The sequence below is a fragment of the Pseudideonella sakaiensis genome, from assembly GCF_048320135.1.
GTDB lineage: Bacteria > Pseudomonadota > Gammaproteobacteria > Burkholderiales > Burkholderiaceae_C > Ideonella_A > Ideonella_A sakaiensis_A.
Map to the genome: position 1 here is coordinate 4,007,375 of NZ_CP182947.1, position 23,398 is coordinate 4,030,772.

At 61.8% G+C, this 23,398-nt stretch carries 20 protein-coding genes; 5 read left to right on the plus strand and 15 right to left on the minus strand.

Features of this window, described 5'->3' with window-relative positions; genetic code table 11:
* Positions 1-35: 35 nt before the first annotated feature.
* Genes ACNH6H_RS18370 through ACNH6H_RS18380 form a run of 3 tightly spaced genes read right to left on the minus strand, consistent with a single transcriptional unit; the run spans position 36 to position 2,790 of the window.
* Positions 36-845 carry an enoyl-CoA hydratase/isomerase family protein gene (locus ACNH6H_RS18370; RefSeq protein WP_418321389.1) on the minus strand — a complete coding sequence of 270 codons (810 nt, stop codon included), beginning with the start codon at positions 843-845 and terminating at the stop codon, positions 36-38.
* A gap of 2 nt (positions 846-847) precedes the next feature.
* A complete protein-coding gene (locus tag ACNH6H_RS18375; protein WP_418319712.1) occupies positions 848-1,996 on the minus strand; it encodes an acyl-CoA dehydrogenase family protein in 1,149 nt (382 codons plus the stop codon).
* On the minus strand, positions 1,993-2,790 hold the full coding sequence (locus tag ACNH6H_RS18380) for an IclR family transcriptional regulator (RefSeq protein WP_418319713.1): 798 nt from the start codon (positions 2,788-2,790) through the stop codon (positions 1,993-1,995). The genes ACNH6H_RS18375 and ACNH6H_RS18380 overlap by 4 nt, the downstream gene beginning before the upstream one ends.
* 345 nt (positions 2,791-3,135) lie before the next feature.
* Here ACNH6H_RS18380 and ACNH6H_RS18385 point away from each other — a divergent pair, with 345 nt between their 5' ends.
* Positions 3,136-4,230 (plus strand): porin, encoded by a 1,095-nt coding sequence (locus tag ACNH6H_RS18385; RefSeq protein ID WP_418319715.1) that lies wholly within the window; start codon positions 3,136-3,138, stop codon positions 4,228-4,230.
* 70 nt (positions 4,231-4,300) lie between these two features.
* Here ACNH6H_RS18385 and ACNH6H_RS18390 read toward each other — a convergent pair whose 3' ends face one another.
* The 11 genes from ACNH6H_RS18390 to ACNH6H_RS18440 form a co-directional block, all read right to left on the minus strand.
* Positions 4,301-4,747: a Zn-ribbon domain-containing OB-fold protein gene (locus ACNH6H_RS18390; RefSeq protein ID WP_418319717.1), complete on the minus strand. Its 447-nt coding sequence runs from the start codon at positions 4,745-4,747 to the stop codon at positions 4,301-4,303.
* Positions 4,744-5,949, minus strand: a complete 1,206-nt coding sequence (locus ACNH6H_RS18395) for a thiolase C-terminal domain-containing protein (protein ID WP_418319719.1) — start codon at positions 5,947-5,949, stop codon at positions 4,744-4,746. Before ACNH6H_RS18395 ends, ACNH6H_RS18390 begins: the two co-directional genes overlap by 4 nt.
* Positions 5,950-6,017: 68 nt before the next feature.
* A complete protein-coding gene (locus tag ACNH6H_RS18400) occupies positions 6,018-6,845 on the minus strand; it encodes an alpha/beta hydrolase (protein ID WP_418319721.1) in 828 nt (275 codons plus the stop codon).
* A gap of 84 nt (positions 6,846-6,929) precedes the next feature.
* Positions 6,930-7,721, minus strand: coding sequence for an ABC transporter ATP-binding protein (locus ACNH6H_RS18405; RefSeq protein ID WP_418319722.1), 792 nt, complete (start codon positions 7,719-7,721; stop codon positions 6,930-6,932).
* 3 nt (positions 7,722-7,724) lie between these two features.
* Positions 7,725-8,969 carry an ABC transporter substrate-binding protein gene (locus ACNH6H_RS18410; protein ID WP_418319724.1) on the minus strand — a complete coding sequence of 415 codons (1,245 nt, stop codon included), beginning with the start codon at positions 8,967-8,969 and terminating at the stop codon, positions 7,725-7,727.
* Between the two features lie 33 nt (positions 8,970-9,002).
* Positions 9,003-10,250 carry an ABC transporter substrate-binding protein gene (locus ACNH6H_RS18415; RefSeq protein ID WP_418319725.1) on the minus strand — a complete coding sequence of 416 codons (1,248 nt, stop codon included), beginning with the start codon at positions 10,248-10,250 and terminating at the stop codon, positions 9,003-9,005.
* Positions 10,251-10,343: 93 nt separating this feature from the next.
* The gene (locus tag ACNH6H_RS18420; protein ID WP_418319727.1) at positions 10,344-11,588 is read right to left on the minus strand and encodes an ABC transporter substrate-binding protein; all 1,245 of its coding nucleotides are present in this window, start codon (positions 11,586-11,588) and stop codon (positions 10,344-10,346) included.
* 51 nt (positions 11,589-11,639) lie between these two features.
* Positions 11,640-12,713: a branched-chain amino acid ABC transporter permease gene (locus ACNH6H_RS18425; RefSeq protein ID WP_418319729.1), complete on the minus strand. Its 1,074-nt coding sequence runs from the start codon at positions 12,711-12,713 to the stop codon at positions 11,640-11,642.
* 5 nt (positions 12,714-12,718) lie between these two features.
* A complete protein-coding gene (locus tag ACNH6H_RS18430; protein WP_418319731.1) occupies positions 12,719-13,606 on the minus strand; it encodes a branched-chain amino acid ABC transporter permease in 888 nt (295 codons plus the stop codon).
* A gap of 1 nt (position 13,607) precedes the next feature.
* On the minus strand, positions 13,608-15,551 hold the full coding sequence (locus ACNH6H_RS18435; protein ID WP_418319733.1) for an AMP-dependent synthetase/ligase: 1,944 nt from the start codon (positions 15,549-15,551) through the stop codon (positions 13,608-13,610).
* Complete coding sequence (locus ACNH6H_RS18440; protein ID WP_418319735.1) at positions 15,541-16,350, minus strand: ABC transporter ATP-binding protein; 810 nt, start codon at positions 16,348-16,350, stop codon at positions 15,541-15,543. The genes ACNH6H_RS18435 and ACNH6H_RS18440 overlap by 11 nt, the downstream gene beginning before the upstream one ends.
* A gap of 395 nt (positions 16,351-16,745) precedes the next feature.
* Here ACNH6H_RS18440 and ACNH6H_RS18445 point away from each other — a divergent pair, with 395 nt between their 5' ends.
* The 3 genes from ACNH6H_RS18445 (at position 16,746) to ACNH6H_RS18455 (ending at position 20,617) form a co-directional block, all read left to right on the plus strand.
* Positions 16,746-17,903, plus strand: coding sequence for an acyl-CoA dehydrogenase family protein (locus ACNH6H_RS18445; protein ID WP_418319736.1), 1,158 nt, complete (start codon positions 16,746-16,748; stop codon positions 17,901-17,903).
* An 18-nt stretch (positions 17,904-17,921) separates the two neighbouring features.
* On the plus strand, positions 17,922-19,076 hold the full coding sequence (locus ACNH6H_RS18450; protein ID WP_418319737.1) for an acyl-CoA dehydrogenase family protein: 1,155 nt from the start codon (positions 17,922-17,924) through the stop codon (positions 19,074-19,076).
* A gap of 173 nt (positions 19,077-19,249) precedes the next feature.
* On the plus strand, positions 19,250-20,617 hold the full coding sequence (locus ACNH6H_RS18455; protein ID WP_418319738.1) for an MmgE/PrpD family protein: 1,368 nt from the start codon (positions 19,250-19,252) through the stop codon (positions 20,615-20,617).
* A 53-nt stretch (positions 20,618-20,670) separates the two neighbouring features.
* Here ACNH6H_RS18455 and ACNH6H_RS18460 read toward each other — a convergent pair whose 3' ends face one another.
* On the minus strand, positions 20,671-21,861 hold the full coding sequence (locus tag ACNH6H_RS18460) for a CaiB/BaiF CoA transferase family protein (RefSeq protein WP_418319739.1): 1,191 nt from the start codon (positions 21,859-21,861) through the stop codon (positions 20,671-20,673).
* A 451-nt stretch (positions 21,862-22,312) separates the two neighbouring features.
* On the opposite strand from ACNH6H_RS18460, the gene dctP reads away from it, so the two are divergent.
* A complete protein-coding gene (dctP, locus tag ACNH6H_RS18465; RefSeq protein ID WP_418319741.1) occupies positions 22,313-23,356 on the plus strand; it encodes a TRAP transporter substrate-binding protein DctP in 1,044 nt (347 codons plus the stop codon).
* The last annotated feature ends 42 nt before the right edge of the window (positions 23,357-23,398 follow it).

The following is a 23,398-nucleotide window of genomic DNA, read 5'->3' on the forward strand; positions in this document are numbered from 1 at the left end:
GAACAGGCGTTCGCCGCTGTTCGAAGCCTCGATGTTCACTTGCCGCTGCCGGGCCCGCGCTTGGCCGGCCACTGGAAGGCCAGCGGCTGCTTGTTGATGAAGCGCGACACGGCGTCATGGTGGTAGTCGGTCTTCATCACCATCGCCTGCGCTGCCGCCTCGAGTTCGGCGAGCGTGTCCTGATCGAGGTTGAACGAGCGGTTGAGGATGTTCTTCGAGATGCCGATGGCCTGCGTGGATGCGGTGTGAAAGCGCGCTGCCATTGCCAGCGCTTCGTCGAGCAGGCTCTCCTCGGCCACCACGTCATAGACAATGCCAAGCGATTGCGCTTCTTCCACATCGACCTCGCGCGCCGAGAACACCAACTCCTTCGCACGCATCAGGCCGACCACGCGCGGCAGCAGGTAGAAAGCGCCCAGGTCCGGTACCAGACCCATGCGCGTAAACACGGCGCAGAAGCGGGCGCTGGGCGCGGCGAGCACGAAATCACAGGCCAGTGCCAGGATGAAACCGGCACCGAATGCAGGCCCGTGCACCGCGGCGATGACCGGCTTCTCGAGATTGGTCAGCTCGCGGAACCAGACGTGCAGGCGGCGGATGCGGTCACGATCTTTGAAGACGGGACGTTTCTCCGCCGACAGTGCCTTCAGGTCGCCGCCGGCGCAGAAAGCCTTGCCCGAGCCGGTGATGACGACGGCGCGTATGTCGGGGTTGTCGCGGGCCTCGAACACGGCCTCGGCGATGTCCTGGCGCATCTCCAGGTCGAAGGCATTGCGTGCTTCGGGCTTGTTGAGCCTGATGACGAGCGTGGCGCCGTGGCGCTCGCGCAGAACGGAAGCTGCGATTGTCATGTCTTGAATCCGAGGTCGCGCGCAATGATGTTGCGCTGGATGTCGCTGGTGCCCTCGCCGATCACATAGACCAGGGCATCGCGGTGAATGCGGCCAACCGGGTATTCGCGCATGATCCCGGCGCCGCCGTGAATGCGGATGGCGGCTTCGCTGACTGACACTGCCGTCTCGCTGGCTACCAGCTTGACCTTGGCTGCGGTGGCCGCATCCAACGTTCCCTGGTCGACGCGCCATGCGCCGTAGTAGACCAGCCAGCGTGCGGCCTCGATCTGTGCCGCCATCTCGGCCAGCCGGTGACCGACGGCCTGGTAGTCACCAATGCGTTTGCCGGCCACCACCCGGTCGCGGGCAAAGGACAGTGCAGCCTCGTATGCCGCGCGCGCCATGCCCAATGCATTGGCCGCCACGCCGACGCGGTTCTCGCTCAACGAATCGAGGATCACCGGATAGGTTCCCTCGCGCGCGCCGAGCAGGTCGGCGTCGGGCACGAGCACATTGTCAAGGTGGATCAACGCTGTCTCCGAGCCACGGATGCCTTCCTTGCGCAGCTTGGACATCACCACGCCGGGATTCGGCAGCTCGACGATGAACAGGCTGATCGCCTCGGGCGTGAGTTCGGGCCGCGTGCGTGCGGCGACCAGCATGAAGTCGGCAATCGGTGCGTTGGTGATGTAGAGTTTTGCCCCGTCCAGGCGCCAGCCATCGGGCGTGCGCGTGGCCTTGGTGCGCAGCGCACGCACGTTGGAGCCGCCGTCCGGCTCGCTCAGGGCGAAGGCGGCGATCTTCTCCCCCGCCAGTGCCGGCACGAAACAGCGCGCCCGCTGCTCGGGCGTGCCGGCGCGCCAGAGCGGCCAGATGCCGAGGTGTGAATGGGCCGACCAGCTTGACGCGAAGGCCTGGCTGCAAAAGCTCAGCTCTTCGCGCACGAGGCAGTCGCTGACCTTGTCCATGCCGCTGCCGCCATCCGATTCGGGGTAGCGCACGCCAAGCAGACCCAGTTCACCCCAGCGGCGGAACACCTGACGCGGAAAGGACTCTTCTTCTTCGGCCTGCTCGACCAGTGGCGACAGCTCTTCACGGCACATGCGGCGCACGGTGTCGCGCACGGCTTCATGTTCAGCGGAGAAGCGGAAATCCAGACTCATCGGTCAAGTGCCTCTTCCTTGGGTAGGGGACCGGACAAGGCCCGCGAAACAAGTGCGGCCCGGTCGCGCAGGTCTTCGCCCAGTGCCTTGATCGCCGCCCGCGTCAACTGTGCGCTGAACCCGGTACCGCTGATCGCCATGACCGGCAACCCGGCCGCATCGAGCACCGCTGAGGAGACGCTGGTCACGCCCTTGACATAGTTGGCGGCGTCAACCGCATAGCCCTTGCTGAGCGCTTCGTCGACACTGCGCATGTAGGCCTCGAAGCTGGGGGCATCATCCCAGCGCAGCGCGGCGACTCTCTGCCGCAGCGCATTGCGGGTCAGACCCGAGTGCGCCGCCATGCTGCGGCCAAGTGCGGATATGAACATGGGCAGGCGCTGACCGACGTTCATATGAACGCGCATCGTTCCATCGTTGTCAGCGCGATCAACCAGCACGACACGGTCTGCCGATGCGCAGTGCCAGAGCGTGGCCGTGACCCGATGCGTGGCGGCGATACATTCGAGGTGCGGATGCACCAGCCGCGCATACGATGCGGTCTCGAGTGCGCCCTTGGCCAGTTCGACCAGACCCAGCCCGACCCGGTAGGTCTTGGTGGCGTCGTCAAAAGTGACCAGTCGTTCATGCACCAGTGTCTTGAGCAGGTTGAAACAGGTGCTCGAATTCAACCCAAGGCCGCGCGCGATGCGGCTGACCCCGATTGGTGCGGCGGCGGTCGACAGATAGCGCACGATTGCCAGCCCGCTGGCGAGGGCTCCAACAAGTTTTTCCGGCGCTGCGTTAGTGTCCATTTGAGACGATGGAGATTGATGGAACCATCCTTCAATGGTGACATGTGATGCCGGACTCGTCCAGAAGTTTTCTCCATAGGAAGTAGTTTTCGCCAAAAAGAACGACGACTGAAGGCGCCCGGGAGGGACGTGGACGGTCCGGAAGCGGTGTGGAATCGGGAGGCATACCTTCCCGCAGCCATTGGGGTATACACCCTGGACATGTACGGTTTAACTGCCTAACGTTAGGCTGAAAGCCTGGGCTGAGGCCCGGATTTGATCGCCCGACCCCATCGTCGCCAGAAATTCTGTTCCCCCATTCGTCCCGTTGCGGGGCGGTTTCAATCCACTAGAGGAGACAAAGAAGTGAACATCAGAACGCTCTTGATCGGAGTCTTTGGCGCATCGGCGGCGGTCCTTGCATACGGGCAGTCTTCGGTGACGCTATATGGGTTGCTAGACGTCGGAGGTGCCACATTCGACAGGACCGCCACATCGACCAGCCGTCTGAACAAGCTCAATTCCGATACCGGCAGTTCGTCGCGGTGGGGGGTCAGAGGAACCGAGGATCTTGGCAGCGGAGTGAGTGTCTTCTTCAACCTCGAGTCTCCGATCGATATGAAAAATGGGGTGGCAGGTGGAGGCGCGAGCTCCGGCGCCTGCAACGCCGCTGCCGGATGCGCTACGGCAACCGCGCCTTCGTTCTGGCGCCGCAATGCCGTGGTCGGGCTGAAGGGTGCGTTCGGGCAGGTCGCGCTGGGTCGCTACGGGACCGCGGCAATTGCCAAGCAAGGGGGTGTCATCAGCGCGACGCCGTCGGGCATCAATACCGGCTTCGGGCTTGCCGTGCTGTCCCAGGGCATCGGCAACGATTTCTGGAACAGCAACCAGATTCGCTACGACAGTCCGAAGCTGGGTGGCTTCGACTTTGCATTGTCAGTCGCGGCCGGAGAGGGCCTGAGCGGCAGGAACCTGGGCGGCAACGTTCGCTACATGCAAGGGCCGATTGCTGTCTCGCTCAGTGTCCAGAAGGACGAGGATCTTGCCGGCAAGAGCGTGACCTGGACCATGTTGTCGGGCTCCTACGACTTCGGCACCTTCAAACTTCATGCCGGTGCCGACAAGATGGACAACAGCAATGGCGTGGTCGGCTTTGTCCACTCGAGTCTGTGGACGCTGGGCGGCAGCTTCAAGGCCACGCCGGCTCTGACCTTGGCCGCCCAGTACTGGGCGGTGAAAGAGAAGGTCGGCCCCTCTTCAACCAGCAAGCTGGTGGTACTGAACGCGTTCTACGCGCTTTCGAAGCGCACCTCGCTCTATGCCTTGGCTGGATTCGTCGACAACAAGGATCTTGGGCTCTCACCCCTCTGGGGTAACGGGAACTTCGGCGGAAGTGGCAATGTCATCGTCACCAACGCAAAGAACAATGGTCTTGCTCTCGGCATCCGGCATCTGTTCTGACGGTTCCTAGGGTGCCTTCACCTCAGCGGAGGCATTTTCCGCGGCGGGCAGGAAACTTCCCGCCGTCTTTTTATCGACCGTCTGTCAGGCCACCGACGGGTCGGAAACGTGGCAGCACCACTTGCTCGCCGACTTGCTCGCAGACCAATTCGACCGGCATGTCGAACTCGACCTGTGTCGGATCGGCATCGGCCAGCGAACTGATCATGCGAGGGCCTTCAACCAGCTCCACCAGCAGCACGGCATACGGCGTTTCCTGCTTGAAGGCGGGACCCGGCGCTCGGTGTACCACACTGTATGAATGCACCACGCCGCGCCCACTGGCCGCTCGGTGTTCGAGTTCCTCGCTGCCACACTGCCGGCAGATTGCCTGTTGGTAGAACTGCACGTGCCCACATGCGGCGCAATGCTGAAGCAGCAGCTTGCCGTCCTTCAGCCCCTGCCAATAATCTCGCGAATCGGCGTCCGGCGTGGGCAGTGGCTTGACATGTGCCTCGCGGGGATCAATCAGTCTCACAATGTGGCCTCCGTTCCAAGAATGGTTGTGGCTTGTGTGGCAAATCCGGCCCCGAGGCTGTGCACGAGCCCGAGCTCAGCCCCTGCCACCTGTCGCTCGCCGCACGCGCCGCGAAGTTGCTGCACCACCTCCAGAAAGTGGAGCAATGAACCTGGCATGCCGGGATGGGCGAACGAGAGCAGGCCGCCATGGGTGTTGCAGGGGATCGCCCCGCCGTAGGTAATCTGGCGATCATCGACGAACCCGCCCCCTGCGCCCTTGGGGCAGAAGCCGAGATCTTCCAGCATCATGATCACGGTGCCGGTGAAGCAGTCGTAGATTCCGGCCACATCGATGTCGCGAGGCGAACAACCGGCCATGGCATAAGCCTTCGCGCTGGACTGCACGGCTCCGGTGGTCGTCAGTGAGGGCATCAGAAAGATGTGCTCGTGCGTATAACACTCGCCGCCGCCCAGGATGAAAATCGGCTTGGCCTTGAATGCGCCGACGCGGTCGGCCGAGCTGACCACGAAGGCGACAGCACCGTCCGAGATCAGCGAACAATCAAGCTTGTGATATGGCGTAGTCACCCAGCCGGAATTGAGCACGTCGTCCACCGTGATCGGCGTGGTCATCTGTGCGCCAGGCGTGCGCATCGCGTGTTCGCGATGAATTACCGCAACCTTGGCGAATTGCTCGGCGGTGGTGCCGAAATCCTTCATGTGACGGTGCGCCGTCATCGCGAATGTATTGGCTACCGGGATGCCGAAGGGCATCTCGTACTGCTGATCACGACTCTCGGTCATCGAGCGCAGCGCCAGGTCGGGCGACAGACCGGTGAGCAGGCTGTCGGCGCCGAGAACGAGGACATTTTCGGCCAAGCCGCCGGCAATCGCGGCTGCAGCAATGTTGAACATCGTGGCAGCCGTCGCGCCCGACACCTGCAGCGTATTCGAGAACGTCGGCACGATTCCGAAGTACTCGCTGAAGGCCACGCTGAAGCGATGAAACGGCGCGGCGAATGCCGCGCTGGTCAGCACCCCATCGATCTGCGAACGATCAATGCCGGCATCGGCCAGCGCGGCCTTGGCGGCCTGCGATGCCAGCGCCATCACGCTCTTGCCTTGCACCCGCCCGACCGCCGACCGCCCCGCGCCGACGATGGCGGTCTGCCCGCGAATGCTGCGCTGTCGCGCGTTCGTGACAGTGGCCGATCTTGCCATGGTTGATCCCTTAGTGAAGACGACTCATTGTAAACCTGCCAAGCATTTGTTTGAAAATGGACGCAGGCTCAGACTGCTTCGGACCGGGTCAACGCATCGCGCGTGAATTCGGCGATGCGTTTGATTGCCACTCGGCCATCATCGAGGATGGGTGCGTACCATTGCCAGACATGGATCATGCGTGGCCAGACCTCGAGCGTGGTGTGCACGCCGGCCCGGCTGGCGGCCATCGCGATCTGTAATGCGTCGTCGAGCAGCGACTCAGCGCCGCCGGCTTGCACCAATAGCTGCGGCAGGCCGCGTAGATCGGCAAACAGCGGCGACGCACGCGGCTGGCGAAGGTTGCGGCGGCCCATGTAAGCGCGGGCCATTGCGCGAATCACCTGAGGGTCGATCACTGGATCTGGTACAGCGCCGGGCTGGCACGAAGGCAGGTTACAGCTCAGATCGACCCAGGGCGACAACAGTACCGCCGAAGCCGGCAGCGCCTCACCGGCATCGCGCAGCGCCACCAGCAGGGCCAGCGCGAGCCCACCGCCGGCTGAGTCGCCGGCGATGACGATCCGCTGTGCCGGCACGTGATTGCGGGTTCTCAGCCAACGGTAGGCGGCAATGGCGTCATCGAGTGCTGCCGGATGCGGATGCTCCGGCGCCAGCCGGTAGTCCAGCGTGAAGGTCCGCACGCCCGCGGCCAAGGAGATCGCGGCAGCCAGGTGGCGGTGCGAGCGCGGCGAGCCGATGACATAACCGCCGCCGTGCAAGTACAGCATCACTGCATCTGCGGCACCGTCGGGCGTCAGCCATTCGCCGCGCACCGTCCTCGCGGCAACTGCCTTTACCTGTACTGCGTCGCTGACGGGAAATGCCTCGGTGGCGCGCTCGTACTGCGCACGCAACTGCTGCAGCGTGAGCGAGGTCTGCGCCGGCAGCCGGGCAAGTCGCTGGCGCAGTCGATCGATCGTTGGTCCTGAAGAGTGCACTCAGGCCAGCCACCGCTTGCGCCGGCGATAGTGCTTGATGTTGTTGAAGTCCTTGCCTTCGTGTCCACCGAGATAGAACTCCTGGATATCCGGGTTCTTCTTGAGGGACTCCGCGGCGTCGTGCATGACGACGCGGCCATTCTCGATCAGGTAGCCATGGGATACGACGTCAAGTGCGGCGATCGCGTTCTGCTCCACCAGCAGAATCGACATTTTTTCTTCCTGGTTGATGCGCCGGATAATTGAAAATATTTCCTCGACGATGACGGGAGCGAGCCCGAGGCTTGGTTCGTCCAGCATCAGCAACTTGGGCTGCGTCATCAGTGCGCGCGCAATCGCGAGCATCTGCTGCTCGCCACCCGAAAGGTATCCGGACATGGCGGTTCGGCGCTCGTACAGACGCGGGAAGTAGCCATAGACCCGCTCCATGTTGCGGGCCATGTCGGCGCGGCTGCCATGCACGGCCGACGCCGCAATCAGGTTCTCGTCGGACGTCAGATGCTCAAAGACACGTCGACCTTCGAGTACCTGTGCGATTCCCAGCTTGACACGCTGCTGCGGCGGCAAATGGGCCAGATCCTGATCACGGTATTTGACATCTCCGCGCGTCACCAGGCCGCGTTCGGCCTTCAGCAGGCCGCTTATCGCCTTGAGCGTGGTGCTCTTGCCGGCACCGTTTGCACCGAGCAGCGCGACCATGCCGCCGTCCGGAACTTCGACCGAGACGCCCTTGATGGCCAGGAAAACATGGTCGTAGATGACCTCGATGTTGTTCAGACTCAAGGCGTTCACTGTTTATTTTCCGGATTTTGCGAAGTCGGCGGAATGCTGCTTCACCGTGCTCCAAACCAGATCCGTGTAATCTGCGGACCAGTCGATTTGAGGCACCCACTTGCTGCCGTCCCACATGTCGATTCGTGTCTTGCCACCGCCACCATGGTCCTGCGCGGTCAGCGTCAGCGGGGCCATCAGGCCGTTGGCGTCGTAGTTGCGCAGGCTTTCCATGCCTTTGCGGATCTTCTCGGCGGTGAGAGGGGTCCCATCCTTGGCCGCCACCCGTACTCCTTCGAAGACCGTGGAATACATCGCCAGGCCCAGGTTGTAGTACGAGTCGGAGAGGAACTTTCGGTCACCGCTGCCCTTGCCTTTGTCGTAGAGATCCTTGGAAATCTCCCGCAGCAAGGGGTGCTCGGTACCGCCACCAATGACGACCGAGGATCGCTTGAGCCCTTTCGCCGCGTCGGCGCCGATGTTGTTGATGTCGACCTCGTTGATCCAGTTGACGGTAATGAACTTGTCCAGCGCGATTCCATTGCGCTTCAATTCCTTGACGGCGACCACGTTCATCGGACCGATGCCCCAGTGGATGATCCAGTCAGGTTGGTAGCGGCGGAGCTGGCTCATCGCCGAGCTCATGTCGTTGCCGGGCAAGGGATAGGGAAACATCTGGAGCTCGAAGCCCTCGCGCTTTTGCAACTCCTGCAGCACCGGAATCGGTTCGTGGCCCAGCGGATAGTCGATGTAGAGATATGCGATCTTCGTCTTCTTGAAGTTCGTGCCGGCTTGGCGCTTGATGTAGCTGACCATGTTGGCTGCCTGCCCCCAGTAAGTCGGCCCGAGGGGGAACACGGACTTGAAAACTTCCCCGTCGACTGCATCAGCCCGACCATGGAAGGCCTGGATCATGATGTTGCCGTCCTGCATGACACGCGGCAGCGCGGCGCGGGCCACCGGCGTCGACATGAAGTCGAAAACCATCACGCCTTCACGCTTCAGGCGTTCGTAGCACTCGAGACCTCGCTGTGGCTCGTTGCCATGGTCCTGCACCGAGATATCGAGCTGGCGTCCTCCGATGCCGCCTTTGGCGTTGATCAGATTGGCGTAGTCGCGCGCCGCCTGGGCCACCTGGGGCGTGATGAAGTGGTATGACTTCGTCAGGTCGTAGCACAAGCCGATACGAATTGGTTCGGCCGCGCCTGCGCCTTGGCAAGCGGTCCACATGGCAAGCGCTGTTGCTGCAGTTTTCAAGAATGTCCGCATCGTCTGTTCCCCTGCTGTGTGCAATGCACTGGTTTATTTGCCGGATTTTGCGAAATCGGCCGAGTTGGCCCTCACCATGGTCCATACCAGGGCCGTGTAATCGGCGAACCAGTCGGTCTGGGGAACCCACTTCGTGCCGTCCCACATGTCGATCCGGGTCTTGCCGCCGCCGCCGTGATCCTGAGGTGTGATCGTTACCGATGGCATGAAGCCGTTGGCATCGAAATTCCTGATGCTGTGCATGCCTTGGCGGATCTTTTCGGGTGTCAGCGGCCATCCCTGGTTCTTGATCGCCAGCCGCAGGCCTTCGAACACCGTGGAATAGACCGCCAGGCCGGTGTTGTAGTACGAGTCAGCCACCAGTTTGCGATCGCCGTTGCCCTTGCCCTTGTCATAGACCTCGCGCAGGATGTCTTTGACCAGGGGATGCTCGGCGCCGCCGCTGACGACTGCTGATCGCTTCAACCCCTTGGCTGCCATGGCACCGAAGTTGTTGATGTCGACCTCGTTGATCCAGTTGACGGTGATCATCTTTTCGATCGGGATGCCGTTGCGCTGCATCTCGCGAAAACTGATCGGGTTCAACGGTGAAAATGACCATGTCACGACCCAGTCAGGCTGGAAGCGCCGCAGCTGCGTGAATGCGGCACTCTGATCGTTTCCAGGGACCGGAATCGGGAAACTCTGGAATTCGTAACGCTCGATGCGCTTGAGTGCTTCGAACATCGGCATCGGTTCCCTGCCGAACGGTGTGTCCAGATAGATGAACGCGACCTTTTTGCCTTGCAGGTTTCCGCCCGCCTGCTTCTTGACGTAGCTGATGATGTTTGCCGCCTGGCCCCAGTAGGTGGGGGCCAGCGGAAACACGTTCTTGAATACCTCTCCGTCGACCGCATCGCCACGTCCGACCAGTGGCTGGACGAGGATGTTGCCATCCTGGACGATGCGTGGTAGCACTGCCCGGGAAACAGGTGTCGAGAAGAAGTCGAATATCAGGACGCCGTCACGCTTGAGGCGTTCATAACAATCGATGCCGCGCTGCGGTTCATTGCCATGGTCCACCACGTTGATCTCGACCGGGTGGCCTTCGATGCCTCCGCGCAGATTCAACAGGTCTGCGTAGTCCTTGACTGCCTGCGCCACTTGGGGAACGGCGGCAACGTAGATCTTGGTCAGGTCATAACACAGACCAAATCGAACTGGCTCTGCAGCCAGTGCGGCCTGGGTACTGAAGCTGATGATGATTGCACCCAGAGCGCATTTCAATTTGTTGACTGCCATGGCGGTAAGTTTGTTACTGTCAGTGAGTGGCGAAACGGCAATGCATGGTCTGCGAGCCGACCGGGGTGCATGGCACCCCGGTCGGTCCGGGCATTACTTGCCAGACTTGTCGAACTCGTTGGAATGTTTTTTCACGGTTGACCACACCAGGTCAGAGTAGTCCGCGAACCAGTCGGTCTGGGGCACCCACTTTGTGCCGTCCCACAGGTCAATCCGGCTCTTGCCGCCACCGCCATGGTCCTTTGCCGTCACAGTCAACGGGGGCAGCATGCCCTTGGCGTCGTAATCCTTGAGTCGCTCGAGCCCCTTGCGCATCTTCTCGGGCGTCAGAGGTGCCTTGTCAGCCTGAAGTGCCAGCCTTGCTGCCTCGAAGACCGGAGCGTAGATCGCCAGCCCGACGTTGTAGTAGGTATCACCAAGGAACTTGCGATCGCCGTTGCCCTTGTTCTTGTCGTAAAGCTCCCGCGATATTTCCTGGATCAATGGGTGGTCGCTGCCACTGACAACCACGGAGGATTTCCGCAATCCTTTCGCGACAGCGGGGCCGATATTCGCAAGATCGACTTCATTGAACCAGTTGACCGTGATGATCTTGTCCAGGGCGATACCGTTGCGATTGGCTTCCTTCGCTGCCACGCCGTGCATGGCAGAAAAGCCCCAATGGAGGATCAGATCTGGCTGGAAGCGCCGGATCTGGGACCAGGCTGCAGACTGGTCATTGCCAGGGAGAGGGTAGGGATAGAGTTGAAGGTCGAATCCCTCGCGTTTCTGTAGCTCCTGGAGTACCGGGATCGGCTCCTGTCCGAACGGATAGTCGATATATAAGAACGCGATCTTCTTGCCCTTGAGGTTGCCGCCCGACTGCTTCTTGAAGTAGCTGACGATGTTGGCGGCCTGGCCCCAGTAGGTCGGGCCAAGCGGATAGATCCACTTGAAGACTTCACCGTCGACAGCATCGCCGCGACCGACCAGTGCCTGCAGCATGACCACGCCGTCCTTCATCGCGCGTGGCAGCACTGCACGGGATACGGGAGTCGACAACAGGTCAACAGTGATCGCGCCCATCTGTTTGACCTTCTCATAGCATTCGATCCCGCGTTGCGGCTCGTTGCCATGGTCCTGCAGGATCACTTCGATCGGGTGGCCGCCGATGCCGCCTTTCATGTTCAGCAGGTCGGCGTAGTCGCGTGCCGCTGCCGCTACCTGTGGCGTGATGAATGTATAGGCTTTGGTCAAGTCGTAGCACAGACCAAAGCGAATCGGGTCGGCCGCCAGGACGGCAGGCGAGGCAAGCAGCATGCTCGCGGCGCCGAGGACCAGCTTCAATTGAGTGAACATTTGACGATCTCCATTGGATGGTGGAATTGCAGAGACAGAAACAAGCGACCTTCACTTGCGGGCGTAGCCGAACGGCCAGTACAGCAGATAGTTGCGCAGATTGGCATAGATCTTGGCCAGCCCAAGGGGTTCAAACAGGAGAAAGCCGATGATGAGGATCCCATACAGCAGGCTTGGAATATGGGCCAGCAGTTCGATGCCGATCTTCAGATCCAGCGCCTCGGCGAGCGCGAAGATCAGGTTGGCCACGATCCCCGGCAGCAACAGGATGAACGCGACGCCGAAATAGCACCCGATGACGCTGCCGATCCCACCGACGATCACCATCGCCAGTGTCTGGATGGATACACTAACGGTGAATTGCTCTGGCGTCACTGCGTGATAGAACGTAAAGATCAAGATCGCGCCGCTGATGCCGCCGATGAATGACGACATCGCGAATGCAACCAGCTTGTAATAAAAGCTGTTGACACCAATCACCGCAGCGGCGAAATCCTTCTCGCGAACTGCAACCAATGCACGGCCCAGACCGGTGCGGCGCAGGTTCAGCATGAACATCGTCACCAGCACGCACCAGAAAAGCACCACGTAGTATTGGCCCGCGTCCGAGGTGACTTCGATTCCCAGCAGACGCATTGGCGGCGCTTGAATCGTTGCCTGGGTTCCACCGCTGACGGCGGGGACCTTGTTTATGACCCAGTCGAGCACGAACTGCATCGCCAGCGTGCTCAGGGCCAGATACAGGCCCCGCACGCGCAAGGCAGTGATGGCGAACGCGCTGCCGATGATCGTGGCCATTAGACCGGCGAGGACCAGCGCGATCTCGAAGGGGATGCCGTTGCGGGTGGCGTGGACGGCCGTATAGGCACCGATCCCCATCACGGCCGCATACCCGAAATGGAATTGTCCGGCCCAGCCCAGGATGAGATTCAGGCCGAGCGCGGCAGATGTCCAGATCAGCCATGGCAGCATGTAGCTCTTCAGGTACAAGGGACTCAGCAGGAAGGGTGCGGCCAGACCAATCGCGAACAGCACGATGATCTGCCAGCGCTCGAATGAAATCGGAAAAAATTTCCGATCACCACGGTAGGTGGTGTGATGAATGCCGGCCTGTCGATAGAACATGAGCGTCAGATCCTTTGAATGTCTTCGCGCCCGAACAGGCCGTGCGGCCGGATCAGGATGGTCAGGATCAAGGTCCCGGCGACGACCAGTTCGCGGCTCCCGCCACCAACCAGGCGATCCAGGTAACCGGATGCAATTCCCTGGAACGTGCCAAGCAGCAAGCCAGCCAGGATTGCGCCACCAATGCTGTCGAGACCACCCAACACGGCGACAGCAATGCCCATCAGCAGCAGCTGCGACAGAGACTGGTCGACCCCCTGGATCGATGCCCAGAGTACACCGGCGGTGGTAGCGACGACTGCCGACATGGCCCAGGACAGTGCGACACCTCGTTCGACCGAGATGCCCACCGACCAGGATGCGGTGTAGTCGTCGGAAATCGCACGCAGCACGATGCCCATGCGGGTTCGAAAGAACAGAATGAAGAAGCCGAACATCGACAGCGCAACCAAGCCACCTGCCAGATACGAGCGGTTGATCAGAACCTCCCCGAGGAATAGCGGGTCAGAACCGATGCCGAGCGCCAGCACCCGGTTGGTCCCGCCCCATATCACCAGCGCCGCCGCACGAATGAAGATATCGATGGCCAGCGTCATCATCAGGATCATCACCAAGGGTCGCCCCGCAAGCCGGCGCAATGCGACCCGCTCGATTCCCATGCCGATGAGGAACATCACGACCATTGCCACCGGCAACGCTACCCATATCGGCGCCTTCAGCAGATCGAATACCGCCAATGCGACGAAAGCCCCCAGCATGGCCAACGCACCTTGCGCCAGGTTCGGGACTGACGACGATTTGTAGATCAGGACGATGCCCAGCGCCACCAAGGAGTACATCAGCCCCGACAGGGCGCCGTTGATGGCCAATTCAGCAAATAGTGCCCAGTCCATTTCAGACATTCCCCACGACAAGTTTGCGTTCGATCACGCCGATGTCACCACTGTCATAGGTGATCTGGGCTTTCATCACCACCGATTCGGCGTCCGAATACAACGCGTCGATGATCGCCTTGTAGCGGTCTTCGATCACATTGCGGCGAAGCTTTCGCGTGCGCGTGATTTCCCCGTCATCGGGGTCGAATTCCTTGTGCAGATCGACGAAGCGCCGGATCTGCAGCGGTTCGGGCAGAACGCGATTGACGCGCCGGATTTCGGTCAGCACCAGTTCGCGCACCTGCTCGTTCTGCGACAGGTCGGCATAGGAAATGTATGGAATGCCGCGAACCTCGGCCCAATGGCCAACCGACTCCAGGTCGATGCAGACGATGGCGGCCAAGGTATCGCGACCGGCCCCGAGCACCGCGACATCGCGTATGTACGGGCTGAACTTGATGCGGTTCTCGATGTAGTTGGGGATGTAGCGCTCGCCCTGGGCGGTGTGGACAACTTCGGCCACCCGGCCGAGCACGACCAGATGGCCGTCGGGCTCAATGTAGCCGGCGTCTCCGGTATGCAACCAGCCATCGATCAGCGTCTGACGAGTCGATTCCTCGTTGTTGAAATAGCCGCTGAAAATGCTCCCCGAACGCAGCAGGATTTCTCCATCGTCGGCGATCTTCGCCTCGACACCCGGCAGCGGCCGGCCCACGGTGTGCAACTGGACTTCATCGGGCGCCTGCACGGAATTGAAGGCGCTGCTTTCGGTTTGCCCGTAAAGCTGGCGCAGATTGATGCCCAGCGCGCGATAGAAGAGAAAAGTATCCTCGCCCATTGCTTCACCCCCGGTAAGCGCGGTTCGCATCCGGTTCAGTCCAAACTGATCCTTGAGCGGGGCGTAGACCAGGATCTCCCCGACTCGGTAGCGCAGTTGCTGCATCGCGCTCGGTGTCTTGCCCTCGAGCTTCAGGCGCTGTACCGCGACGCCAAGTTCGATGAAGTGGTTGAAGATGCGTTTCTTCAGCGGCGTGGAGTCTTCCATGCGCACGCGAATCGTCGTCAGCATGTTGTCCCAGCTGCGCGGTGCTGCCAGATAAACCGTCGGCGCAACCTCGCGCAGGTTGCGCAGCACGGTTTCCTGCCGCTCCGGAATGTTGATGACGAAACGCAAGGCAATTCCGGCCGCCATCGTGACTGCGAAATCGCCGATCCAGGCCATCGGGAGATAGGCAAGAATCTCTTCATCGAAGCCGAACACGTTGCCGCGACAGGCGTTGCCCACACCGGCCAGCACGTTGCGGTTCTGCAGCACCACGCCTTTGGGTTTGCCGGTGGTCCCGGACGAATGGACGAATACGGCCGGACCATCGGGGACCGAGCGCGTGATCAGGCTTTCTCGCAGTCCGGCTTCGGCTTCGAGCCTGCGCATGCCGGCAGCGCGCAAATCGTCCCAGGAAATCAGCCCCTCGGCATCGTAGCTGCTGACGCCCCGCGGATCGTCGAAGACGATATGGGCCAGTGACGGTGCCTTGTCGCGCAAGTCGAGCAACTTGTCGACTTGCTCCTGGTCCTCGGCAAGCGCATATCGCGCCTGCGCTTCGCTGGCGAAATGCCGGACTTCGTCGGGAATCGCATCGGGGTAGACTGGCATGGCGTAGCCTTTCAGCCCCGCCGCGGCGAGCATTCCGAGATAAAGGCGCACCCGGTTGTCGCCAAGCACCAGCAACGCGTCGTTCTCGCCGAAACCCAGTTGTTCAAGCCCCGCGGCGATCGCCAGCACCTCATCCAGGATCTGGGACCAGCTGAACTCCTGCCAGATTCCCAATGCCTTTTCGCGCATCGCGGTGCGCTTCGGATAGGCCCGTGCATTGATCGCGAGCAGGCGCATCAGGGTGGTCTCTGCGCCGAGATCCCATTGCGACGCTGGTTCCGCGGCCAGCGTCGATTGATCACGCTGCATGTTGGCTCGCCTTCCCGAGGTAGGCCTCGATGACGCGTGGATTGGCCACCACGTCGCGTGGCAGGCCGGTCCCGATGACTTCACCATAGTTCAGCGCCATGATACGGTCGCAGATGCCGAGCACGACATCCATGTGGTGCTCGATCAGCAGCACCGTGATGCCGCGCTCGTCACGTGCATCGAGAACAAACCGGGCCATGTATTCCTTTTCTTCCTGATTCATGCCGGCCATCGGCTCGTCGAGAATGAGGAAGTTCGGTTCGGCAACCAGCGCCCGGGCCAGTTCGACACGTTTCTTCAGGCCGATGGACAGCGTCTCGACTGGATCATCACGCACTGCCTGCAACTGCAGGAATTCGATCACCTCCTCGACCACCTGCCGATGGGCGATTTCTTCCTTCTGACTCATCCACCAATACAAGGCGGTCTTGATGACGCCGGGATTCAGGTAGATGTGGCGGCCCAGCAGAATGTTGTCGAGCGCCGACATGCCGTTGAACAGGGCCAGATTCTGAAAAGTGCGCGCCACCTTGAGCCGCGCCACCTTGTGCGGAGGCATGCCGGTGATGTCGCTGCCGTTCAGCAGGATGCGGCCCCTTTGTGGTGGGTAGAAGCCTGTGATGGCATTGACCAAGGTGGTCTTGCCGCTGCCATTGGGTCCCACCAGACCAAAGATCTCGCCGCGGGCCACCTGCAAGTCGATGCCGGTGACGGCCACCAGGCCACCGAAGCGACGCTCCAGGTTTTGACATTCGATGACGGCAGTTGAATCCTTGGTGCCACTGCTGGGCGAGTTCATGTCGGGTCCACGAGGCAAGGAAACACCGACCGAGTGTTAGGCAGGCTTCCGCAGGAAAGGATTGCTTCGGGCGTTTTCCCGACACTGGTTTTTAGGGTTTGTGGCATCAATGTATGCTGCTGGTCAAATCGAGGTGAACTGGCGCTGCCCTGCAACTTTGTTTCGATAGCGAGGTTCTAACAAGCGTTCGATTGAATGTCAATTGACGGAATTCCGTATGGACCCCATCATGCCGGGCTGCATACATTGAGGGCAGGATGGGGGGCTTCAGTGTCATCGGGGCGATCAGATCGCCCTTGTGTGCGATTTTTCTTTCCGCCCAGACCCAGGCCTGATGATCAATGCCAGCTCTGCTGCCCGTCAATGAGGGTGACTCTGTCACCTGAAGCGTAAAGATGGATTTTCGGCTTACCGATCAGCAATTGGAATTCCAGCACGCCGCCCGGCGCTTCGCGCAGCAGGAATTGGTGGCTGTCGCAAAGGAGTGCGAACGGACCAGCGATCCGGTTCCGGACGACGTGCGCCGCCGCATGGGTGAGCTCGGCTTCCTGGGCATCAACATCCCGCAGGCCTTCGGCGGCCTGGGCGCGGGCAAGGTCGATGCGCTGATCGTCCTCGAGGAACTTGCCAAGATCTCGGCCGCGGTTGCCTTTCCGGTCTTCGAGGCCAACTGCGGCCCGGCGCAGACGCTGCTGTACTTCGCGCCGGAATGGCTCAAGCAGCGCGTCCTGCCAAAGGTGTGTTCGGGCGAGATGATGGTTTCGGTTTCGATGTCGGAGCCCGATGTCGGCACCGCGATGACCGAGCTGAAGACCCGCGCCGTGATCAAGGGCGACCGCATCGTCATCAACGGCGTCAAGCGCTGGTGCAGTGGTGCCGGCCATGCGCAGGGCTACGTACTGTACTGCCGGCTGGCTGACCAGCCCGGGGCGGCCGGCGTCGGCGCGGTCTACCTGGAGAAGGATACGCCGGGCATGTCCTTCGGCAAGCCCGAGAACTTCATGGGTGTGCGCGGCTTCCACAATGCCGAGATCTACCTTGACGACGTCGAGGTGCCGGTCGAGAACATCATCGTGCCGGCCGGCGGCGTGAAGGATCTGATGCGCTCGTTCAACATGGAGCGGCTGGGCAACTCGACCTGCGCGCTGGGCATCGCCGCCAGTGCGCTCGATGTGGCGCTGGACTACACCCAGCAGCGCCATCAGTTCGGCAAGCCACTGGTCGATTTCCAGGCCGTCCAGTTGCGTCTGGCCGAGATGCAGATCGACGTCGAAGCCGCGCGACTGCTGATCCATCGCGCCGCGCAGGGCGCCGAGGACGGCCTGCCATCGCTGCTCGACACCAGCGTGGCCAAGTGCTTTGCCAACGAAGCGGTGCGCCGCGTGGTCGCCAACGGCGCCCAAGTGATGGGCGCGGTGGGTTATTGCAAGGACTACCCGATGGAACAGAAGATGCGCGACGCCTGGGTCTGGGGCATCGGCGGCGGTCACATCGACCTGCAGAAAGTCAACATCACCGGCGAACTGGTCGGACGGCGCTTCTCTCAGCGCTGAAACGAAAGGCGAACAACCATGCGTGCCGACCGTGATTTCGGATTCAGCGATGAACAGATGATGTTGCGCGAGGCCGTGCGCCAGTTCGTGCGCAAGGAAATGCCCGACGCCGTTGCGCGCCGGTGTGACCGCGAGAAGATCGCACCGCTGGCGGTGTTCGACAAGATGGCCGCGCTCGGCTGGCTTGGCGTGGCGATCCCCGAGGAATATGGTGGCTCCGGGCTGGGCTTCGTCGAGCTCGGCATCATCCAGGAAGAACTGTCCTACGGCCTGCTCGAGCTGGCGGTGTTGTTCTACCGCGCCACGGTGCATGGCGCGCATTCGCTGCTCACCTATGGCAGCGAGGCGCAGCGCAAGAAATACCTGCCGTTGATCGCGGCCGGCAAGTTCAAGTCGTCGATGAGCCTGACCGAGCCCGACGCCGGCTCCGATGCCGCCGCCGTGCGCACCCGTGCGGTGCGCGACGGCGAGCACTTCGTCATCAACGGCGCCAAGGTCTTCAACTCGCAGATCGACCTGGCCGACCGCACCGTGCTGGTCACCCGCACCGACCCCGACGTGGCGCAGCACAAGGGCATCAGCCTCTTCTTCGTCGATCCCAGGAGTCCCGGCGTGACCATCGAGCGGTTGGACACGCTGGCCTTCCGCGCCGTCGGCACCAACCGCGTTACTTACGAGAACGTGCGCGTCCACCAGGACGACCTGCTCGGTGAGCTGAACGGCGGCTGGAAACAGCTGATGACGAATCTGAACAAGGAGCGCTTCTCGCTGGCCGCGCAGGTCACCGGAGCCGCCCAGGCGGCATTGGACTGCGCACTGCAATACGCCAAGGACCGGGTGCAGTTCGGCCAGCCGATCGCCAAGTTCCAGGTCATCCAGCACAAGCTGGCCGACATGCAGATCGCCGTGCACACCTCGCGCATGCTGACCTACGACCTGGCGCGCCGCCTCGACGCCGGCATCGATTGCCGCAAGGAGGCGTCGATCGCCAAGGTCTGCACCACCGAGGCGTACTTTCGTGTCGCCGACGAGGGCATGCAGATCCTCGGCGGCTATTCGATGACACCTGACTTCCCGATGGAACGCCATTACCGGGACTCGCGGTTGATGCGCATCGGAGGTGGTGCCAGCGAGGTCATGCGCAACTCGATTGCCAAGGATCTGGGACTTTAGGAGGCATCCCATCAGCGTCTGACGCCGACATCATCGCCCGACTGAGCTGCAGTACGCCCAGGACCGTGCACCCGGTCCTGAAACAGCGCCTTGCGGCAACCACGGGAATGCAGCTGTTGACCGGCACAGCAGACCAGTATGCCGTCGATGAACCACCCGCGAAGGAGCTTGTGATGACGCTTGTCCACCGTCTCGGCCAGTTCGTCGCTCATCTGAGCGCGGAGCATATTCCGCCCCCCGTAATCGAGAAGGCACGCACCTGCCTGCTCAATGGCTACGGCATCGCGCTGGGCGGCCATGCCACACCATTCGCCCCGGTGGCGCGCAGCGCCGCATTGGCACTCGACGGTGAACGGCACAGCGGTGGCGCCACGCTGCTGGGCGACGGCCGCAAGACTTCGGTCGAAGGCGCGGCACTCGCCAATTCGGCGCTGTTCCATGGCCGTGCGCAAGAGGACACCTGCGGTGCCGGACATTTCGGCACCATCATGATTCCGCTGCTCAGTGCGCTGGTCGAGGCGCGCGGCCTGCCGCTGGCGCGGATGCTGCCATCGCTGGTCGCCGGCTATGAAGTCGGTGGCCTGCTCGAATCGGCGTTCGGACCTGTCACCACACCGGCCGGTCTGCGCGCGTCGCCGCTGTACGGCACGCTGGCCGCTGCGGCGGCAAGCGCGCATTTGCTGGGTCTCGATGCCGAGCGCAGTGCCGCGGCGCTGGCCAACGCCGCCTCGTTCACTGGCGGCATGTTGCAGTCCTTCGCCGACGGCACCGACGAATGGCGCTACCAGGTGGGCGTGGCTGCGCGGAACGGCCTGGTAGCCACCGAGTTGGCGCGCGCCGGTTCACGCTCGGCACCGGGGGCGCTCGAGGGCCGTTCAGGATTCGTCCGGGCCTATGTGCGCACCGATTGCGACGTTGCTGCGCTGCTGGCTCGATTGGGCCGGGAATGGTCGGTGATGCGCGTTACTTTCAAACCGTTTCCGGTCTGCGCCTTCAACCAGACGCCGGTGACTGCCGCCTTGATCCTGCGCGAAAGGCTCGCAGGTCGCATGCTCAAGCAGGTGCGTGTGCGCATGAATCCGTTCGAGACAGGGTACGCCGGAATGGATGCCAAAGGTCCGTTCGAATCGATCTCAGGCACGCTGATGAGCATACCGTTCTGCATCGCGCTGACGCTGCTGCGCGGCACGCCGACCATGGCGGCGATGACGACGTATGGCGACGCCGCGGTCAACGATCTCAGCCATCGCATCGAACTGGTGACCGACGAAAAGGTGCCCGTGCTGTCCTGCGTCATCGAGGCCGAGACAGCCGACGGCGCCTGGCTGCTGCAGGACCAGCGCATGACGGTGGCCGATTTCGCCTACGATTGGGATACCGATTCGGAACTGGTGCGGCGCATCGGCGCCGAGACCGGCGTGCCGACGGCGGCCTACGACTGCATCGAGGACTTCTGTCGCGATCCGCAGCGCGCCGGCATCGGGACCGTACTGGACGCTTTCGCAATGCTGCCGCGGGTCGTGGCAGCCTCTGCCGACTGACTCTGCTCTCGCTTTACGCATCCTCGAAGGCGCCGACGGCGAGACTTCGGAATTCAGCCGACGGCCAGGCTGGCCTTCAACGACGCGATTTCCGCTTTCGTGTAACCGGTCCATTGCAGCACCTGGTCGGTATGTGCGGCCAGCGGCGGCGGTGCGTGACGCAGGGAGGCCTTGGCGCCGTCGATGCTCACCGGCAGGTCGACGGTGCGCAAGTCGGGCACGTGCGGCGCCGGCAATGGCTGAATCATTCGCATCGCCGCCACTTGTTCGTTGGCCTCGACAGCGTCCACCGAATTGATCGGCGCACACGGTGCGCCGGCGGCACGCAGAAGCGCAACGCAGTCGGCTGATCTCATCTGCGAAATGGATTTCTCGAGTAGAGCATGCAGGATGTCGCGATTCGCTACCCGCTGAACATTGGTATCGAAGCGCGGGTCGCTGGGCAGCCCTTGCAGGCCGAGCGCGTCACATACCGCGGTGAACAACTTGTCGTTGCCGGCAGTGATCAGGACGGCGCCGTCGCTGGTCTTGAACGCTTCGTACGGAGAGGTCATCGGCGTCACGTCGCCCATGCGCTGGCCGATGAATCCGGCTCCCATATAGTGGGCGAGAAAAAGCGACATCCAGTTGACGCCAGTCTCCATCAGGCTGGTCGACACGCGGGCGCCGCGGCCGGTTTCCTTGCGTTGGTACAGCGCAGCCAGGATGCCGATGAAGCCCCACATGCCGGTACCCATGTCGATCACCGAAACGCCGGCCCGCGCTGGCGGCCTGTCGGGGTGACCGGTCACGCTCATGATTCCGGTGAAGGCCTGGATCAATGGATCGTAGCCGGGATCGCGGGCCAGTGGCCCGGTCTCCCCGAAGGCGCTGATGCTGCAGTACACAAGGCGCGGATTCGTCGTCTGCAGGTCGTCGTAGCCGAGACCGCGCGCTTCCATGCTGCCAGGGCGCACCGCATGCACCAAAACGTCTGCCTTGTCGGCGAGCCGGCGCACCACGTCGCGTCCCTGCGGCAGCGCGATGTCGATGCCGATGCTGCGCTTGTTCCGGTTGACTGCAAGGAATGCGGTACCGATGCCATGGCTGGACGGCGTCAACCATTTGCGCGCGTCGTCGCCGCCCTCCGGTCGCTCGACCTTGATCACGTCAGCGCCGAAGTCGCCCAGCAACTGGGTGCAAAACGGCCCTGCGATGTTCTGGGTCAGGTCGAGGACGGTGATGCCCTTCAGAATGTCGGTCATCGGGTTCTCGGTCAAGTTGCCGGCCTCTGGGTACCCGGTTGTGGATCGTGATCCGGATCTAAGCCGCGTCGGAGATCAGCGTGTCAATTCGATACAGCGCCAAGTCGGCAGGACTAAAACTGGTGAGCAACGGCCATGCTCTTGCACGCAACGCTGTCCGTCAGGATGCTCGAGGCGAACGCGAGCGGCGCAGCCAGACGCAAGGCCGGAATAGGCTACCAAACGTTTGGTCGATGGTCAATCGGTGAATCCGAGACTTATCGGCCCGTTCCGGCGGCTGTAAGGTCCAACTCCTGGCCATTGCTCTTCATGCAGAGCATTGGCGGGTGGTCAGCACCCGGACCATGCTTGGGCCGGCCGTCATCAGATCAGCCGACTGGCGTCAGTCCAACTGTCGTCATCAGTCCACTGGGGACGGGTTAGATTCCTGTTCAGCTCGAGGAGATCCATCGTGAACAGCTACTTGAAATTGATCGCCAGCTGCAGCATGGTTGTCTCGACCCTCGGCAACTTTGTGATCGCTCAGCCGGCCGAAAAACTGGTGTTGCGGGTGGCCGATTCGTTTCCCGGAGACTCTCACTGGATGGTAAAGAATGCCACCATTCCCTGGATGGAAGAGGTCACTCGGCGGTCCGGTGGCATGGTGACATTCCAGCACTTTCCGGCCGAGCAACTGGGCAAGACCCGCGACATGCTGAGGCTGACACAGTCGGGAGCTGTCGACATCGGGTATGTTGCTCCTTCGTTCATTGCCGACAACACGATGCCATTGACCGCGGTGGCGGAGTTGCCCGGAGGCTTCGCCAATGCCTGCCAGGGGACGAATGCATATCTGTCACTGGCGACCAAGGGCGGGATACTGGCCGAAAAGGACTTTGCGGCGAACGGGGTGAGACTGCTGTGGGCCGTCACGATGCCGCCGTACCAGATCATGACCGGAAACAAGAAGATCGAGTCGATAAAAGACCTCGACGGTCTGAAGCTGCGCAGTGCCGGTGCGTCGCTCGAAATGACTGCCCGCAAACTGAAGTCGGTGCCGGTCCGGCTTGCGACGCCTGAAATTTACGATTCGCTGTCCAGAGGAACCGTGGATGGCCTGATTTTCCCATTCTCGAGCCTGTTCAGCTACAAGCTTGACAAACTTGTCAAGTATTCCACAGTCGAGGAAAACTTTGGCGCCATCGTAGCCGCCTACGTGATCAGCGAAGCCCGCTGGAAAAGCCTTCCGGAGAGCGTTCGCCAGGTCATGGCAGAGGCGGGCATCAAGGTGAGTCAGGAGACATGTGCAGTGCTCGACCGCGACCTGCAAGTGGATATCGACAGACTGAAGAAGTCCGGGATGGTCACGGTCAGTCTGCCGGCCAGCGACAAGCAGGAACTGCTCTCGGTTTTTGCCAATGTGCGGTCGGAGTGGGCCGAATCCCTGAATCAGCGGGGGAAACCAGGCACACAGGTACTGAAGGCTTTCGAAGCTGCCGTGCAGCAGGGGCGATAGCTGAAATTCGATCGGGTTCCTGGCCTGGTTCCGACAGACCGA

Bases quoted from the DNA above. Each gene is read 5' to 3' on its own strand.
- ACNH6H_RS18375 (WP_418319712.1), bottom strand. From the start codon at position 1,996: ATGAGTCTGGATTTCCGCTTCTCCGCTGAACATGAAGCCGTGCGCGAC.
- ACNH6H_RS18415 (WP_418319725.1), bottom strand. From the start codon at position 10,250: ATGGCAGTCAACAAATTGAAATGCGCTCTGGGTGCAATCATCATCAGC.
- ACNH6H_RS18455 (WP_418319738.1), top strand. From the start codon at position 19,250: ATGACGCTTGTCCACCGTCTCGGCCAGTTCGTCGCTCATCTGAGCGCG.
- ACNH6H_RS18445 (WP_418319736.1), top strand. From the start codon at position 16,746: ATGGATTTTCGGCTTACCGATCAGCAATTGGAATTCCAGCACGCCGCC.
- ACNH6H_RS18425 (WP_418319729.1), bottom strand. From the start codon at position 12,713: ATGTTCTATCGACAGGCCGGCATTCATCACACCACCTACCGTGGTGAT.
- ACNH6H_RS18430 (WP_418319731.1), bottom strand. From the start codon at position 13,606: ATGGACTGGGCACTATTTGCTGAATTGGCCATCAACGGCGCCCTGTCG.
- ACNH6H_RS18380 (WP_418319713.1), bottom strand. From the start codon at position 2,790: ATGGACACTAACGCAGCGCCGGAAAAACTTGTTGGAGCCCTCGCCAGC.
- ACNH6H_RS18395 (WP_418319719.1), bottom strand. From the start codon at position 5,949: ATGGCAAGATCGGCCACTGTCACGAACGCGCGACAGCGCAGCATTCGC.
- ACNH6H_RS18460 (WP_418319739.1), bottom strand. From the start codon at position 21,861: ATGACCGACATTCTGAAGGGCATCACCGTCCTCGACCTGACCCAGAAC.
- ACNH6H_RS18420 (WP_418319727.1), bottom strand. From the start codon at position 11,588: ATGTTCACTCAATTGAAGCTGGTCCTCGGCGCCGCGAGCATGCTGCTT.
- ACNH6H_RS18450 (WP_418319737.1), top strand. From the start codon at position 17,922: ATGCGTGCCGACCGTGATTTCGGATTCAGCGATGAACAGATGATGTTG.
- ACNH6H_RS18440 (WP_418319735.1), bottom strand. From the start codon at position 16,350: ATGAACTCGCCCAGCAGTGGCACCAAGGATTCAACTGCCGTCATCGAA.
- ACNH6H_RS18435 (WP_418319733.1), bottom strand. From the start codon at position 15,551: ATGCAGCGTGATCAATCGACGCTGGCCGCGGAACCAGCGTCGCAATGG.
- ACNH6H_RS18410 (WP_418319724.1), bottom strand. From the start codon at position 8,969: ATGCGGACATTCTTGAAAACTGCAGCAACAGCGCTTGCCATGTGGACC.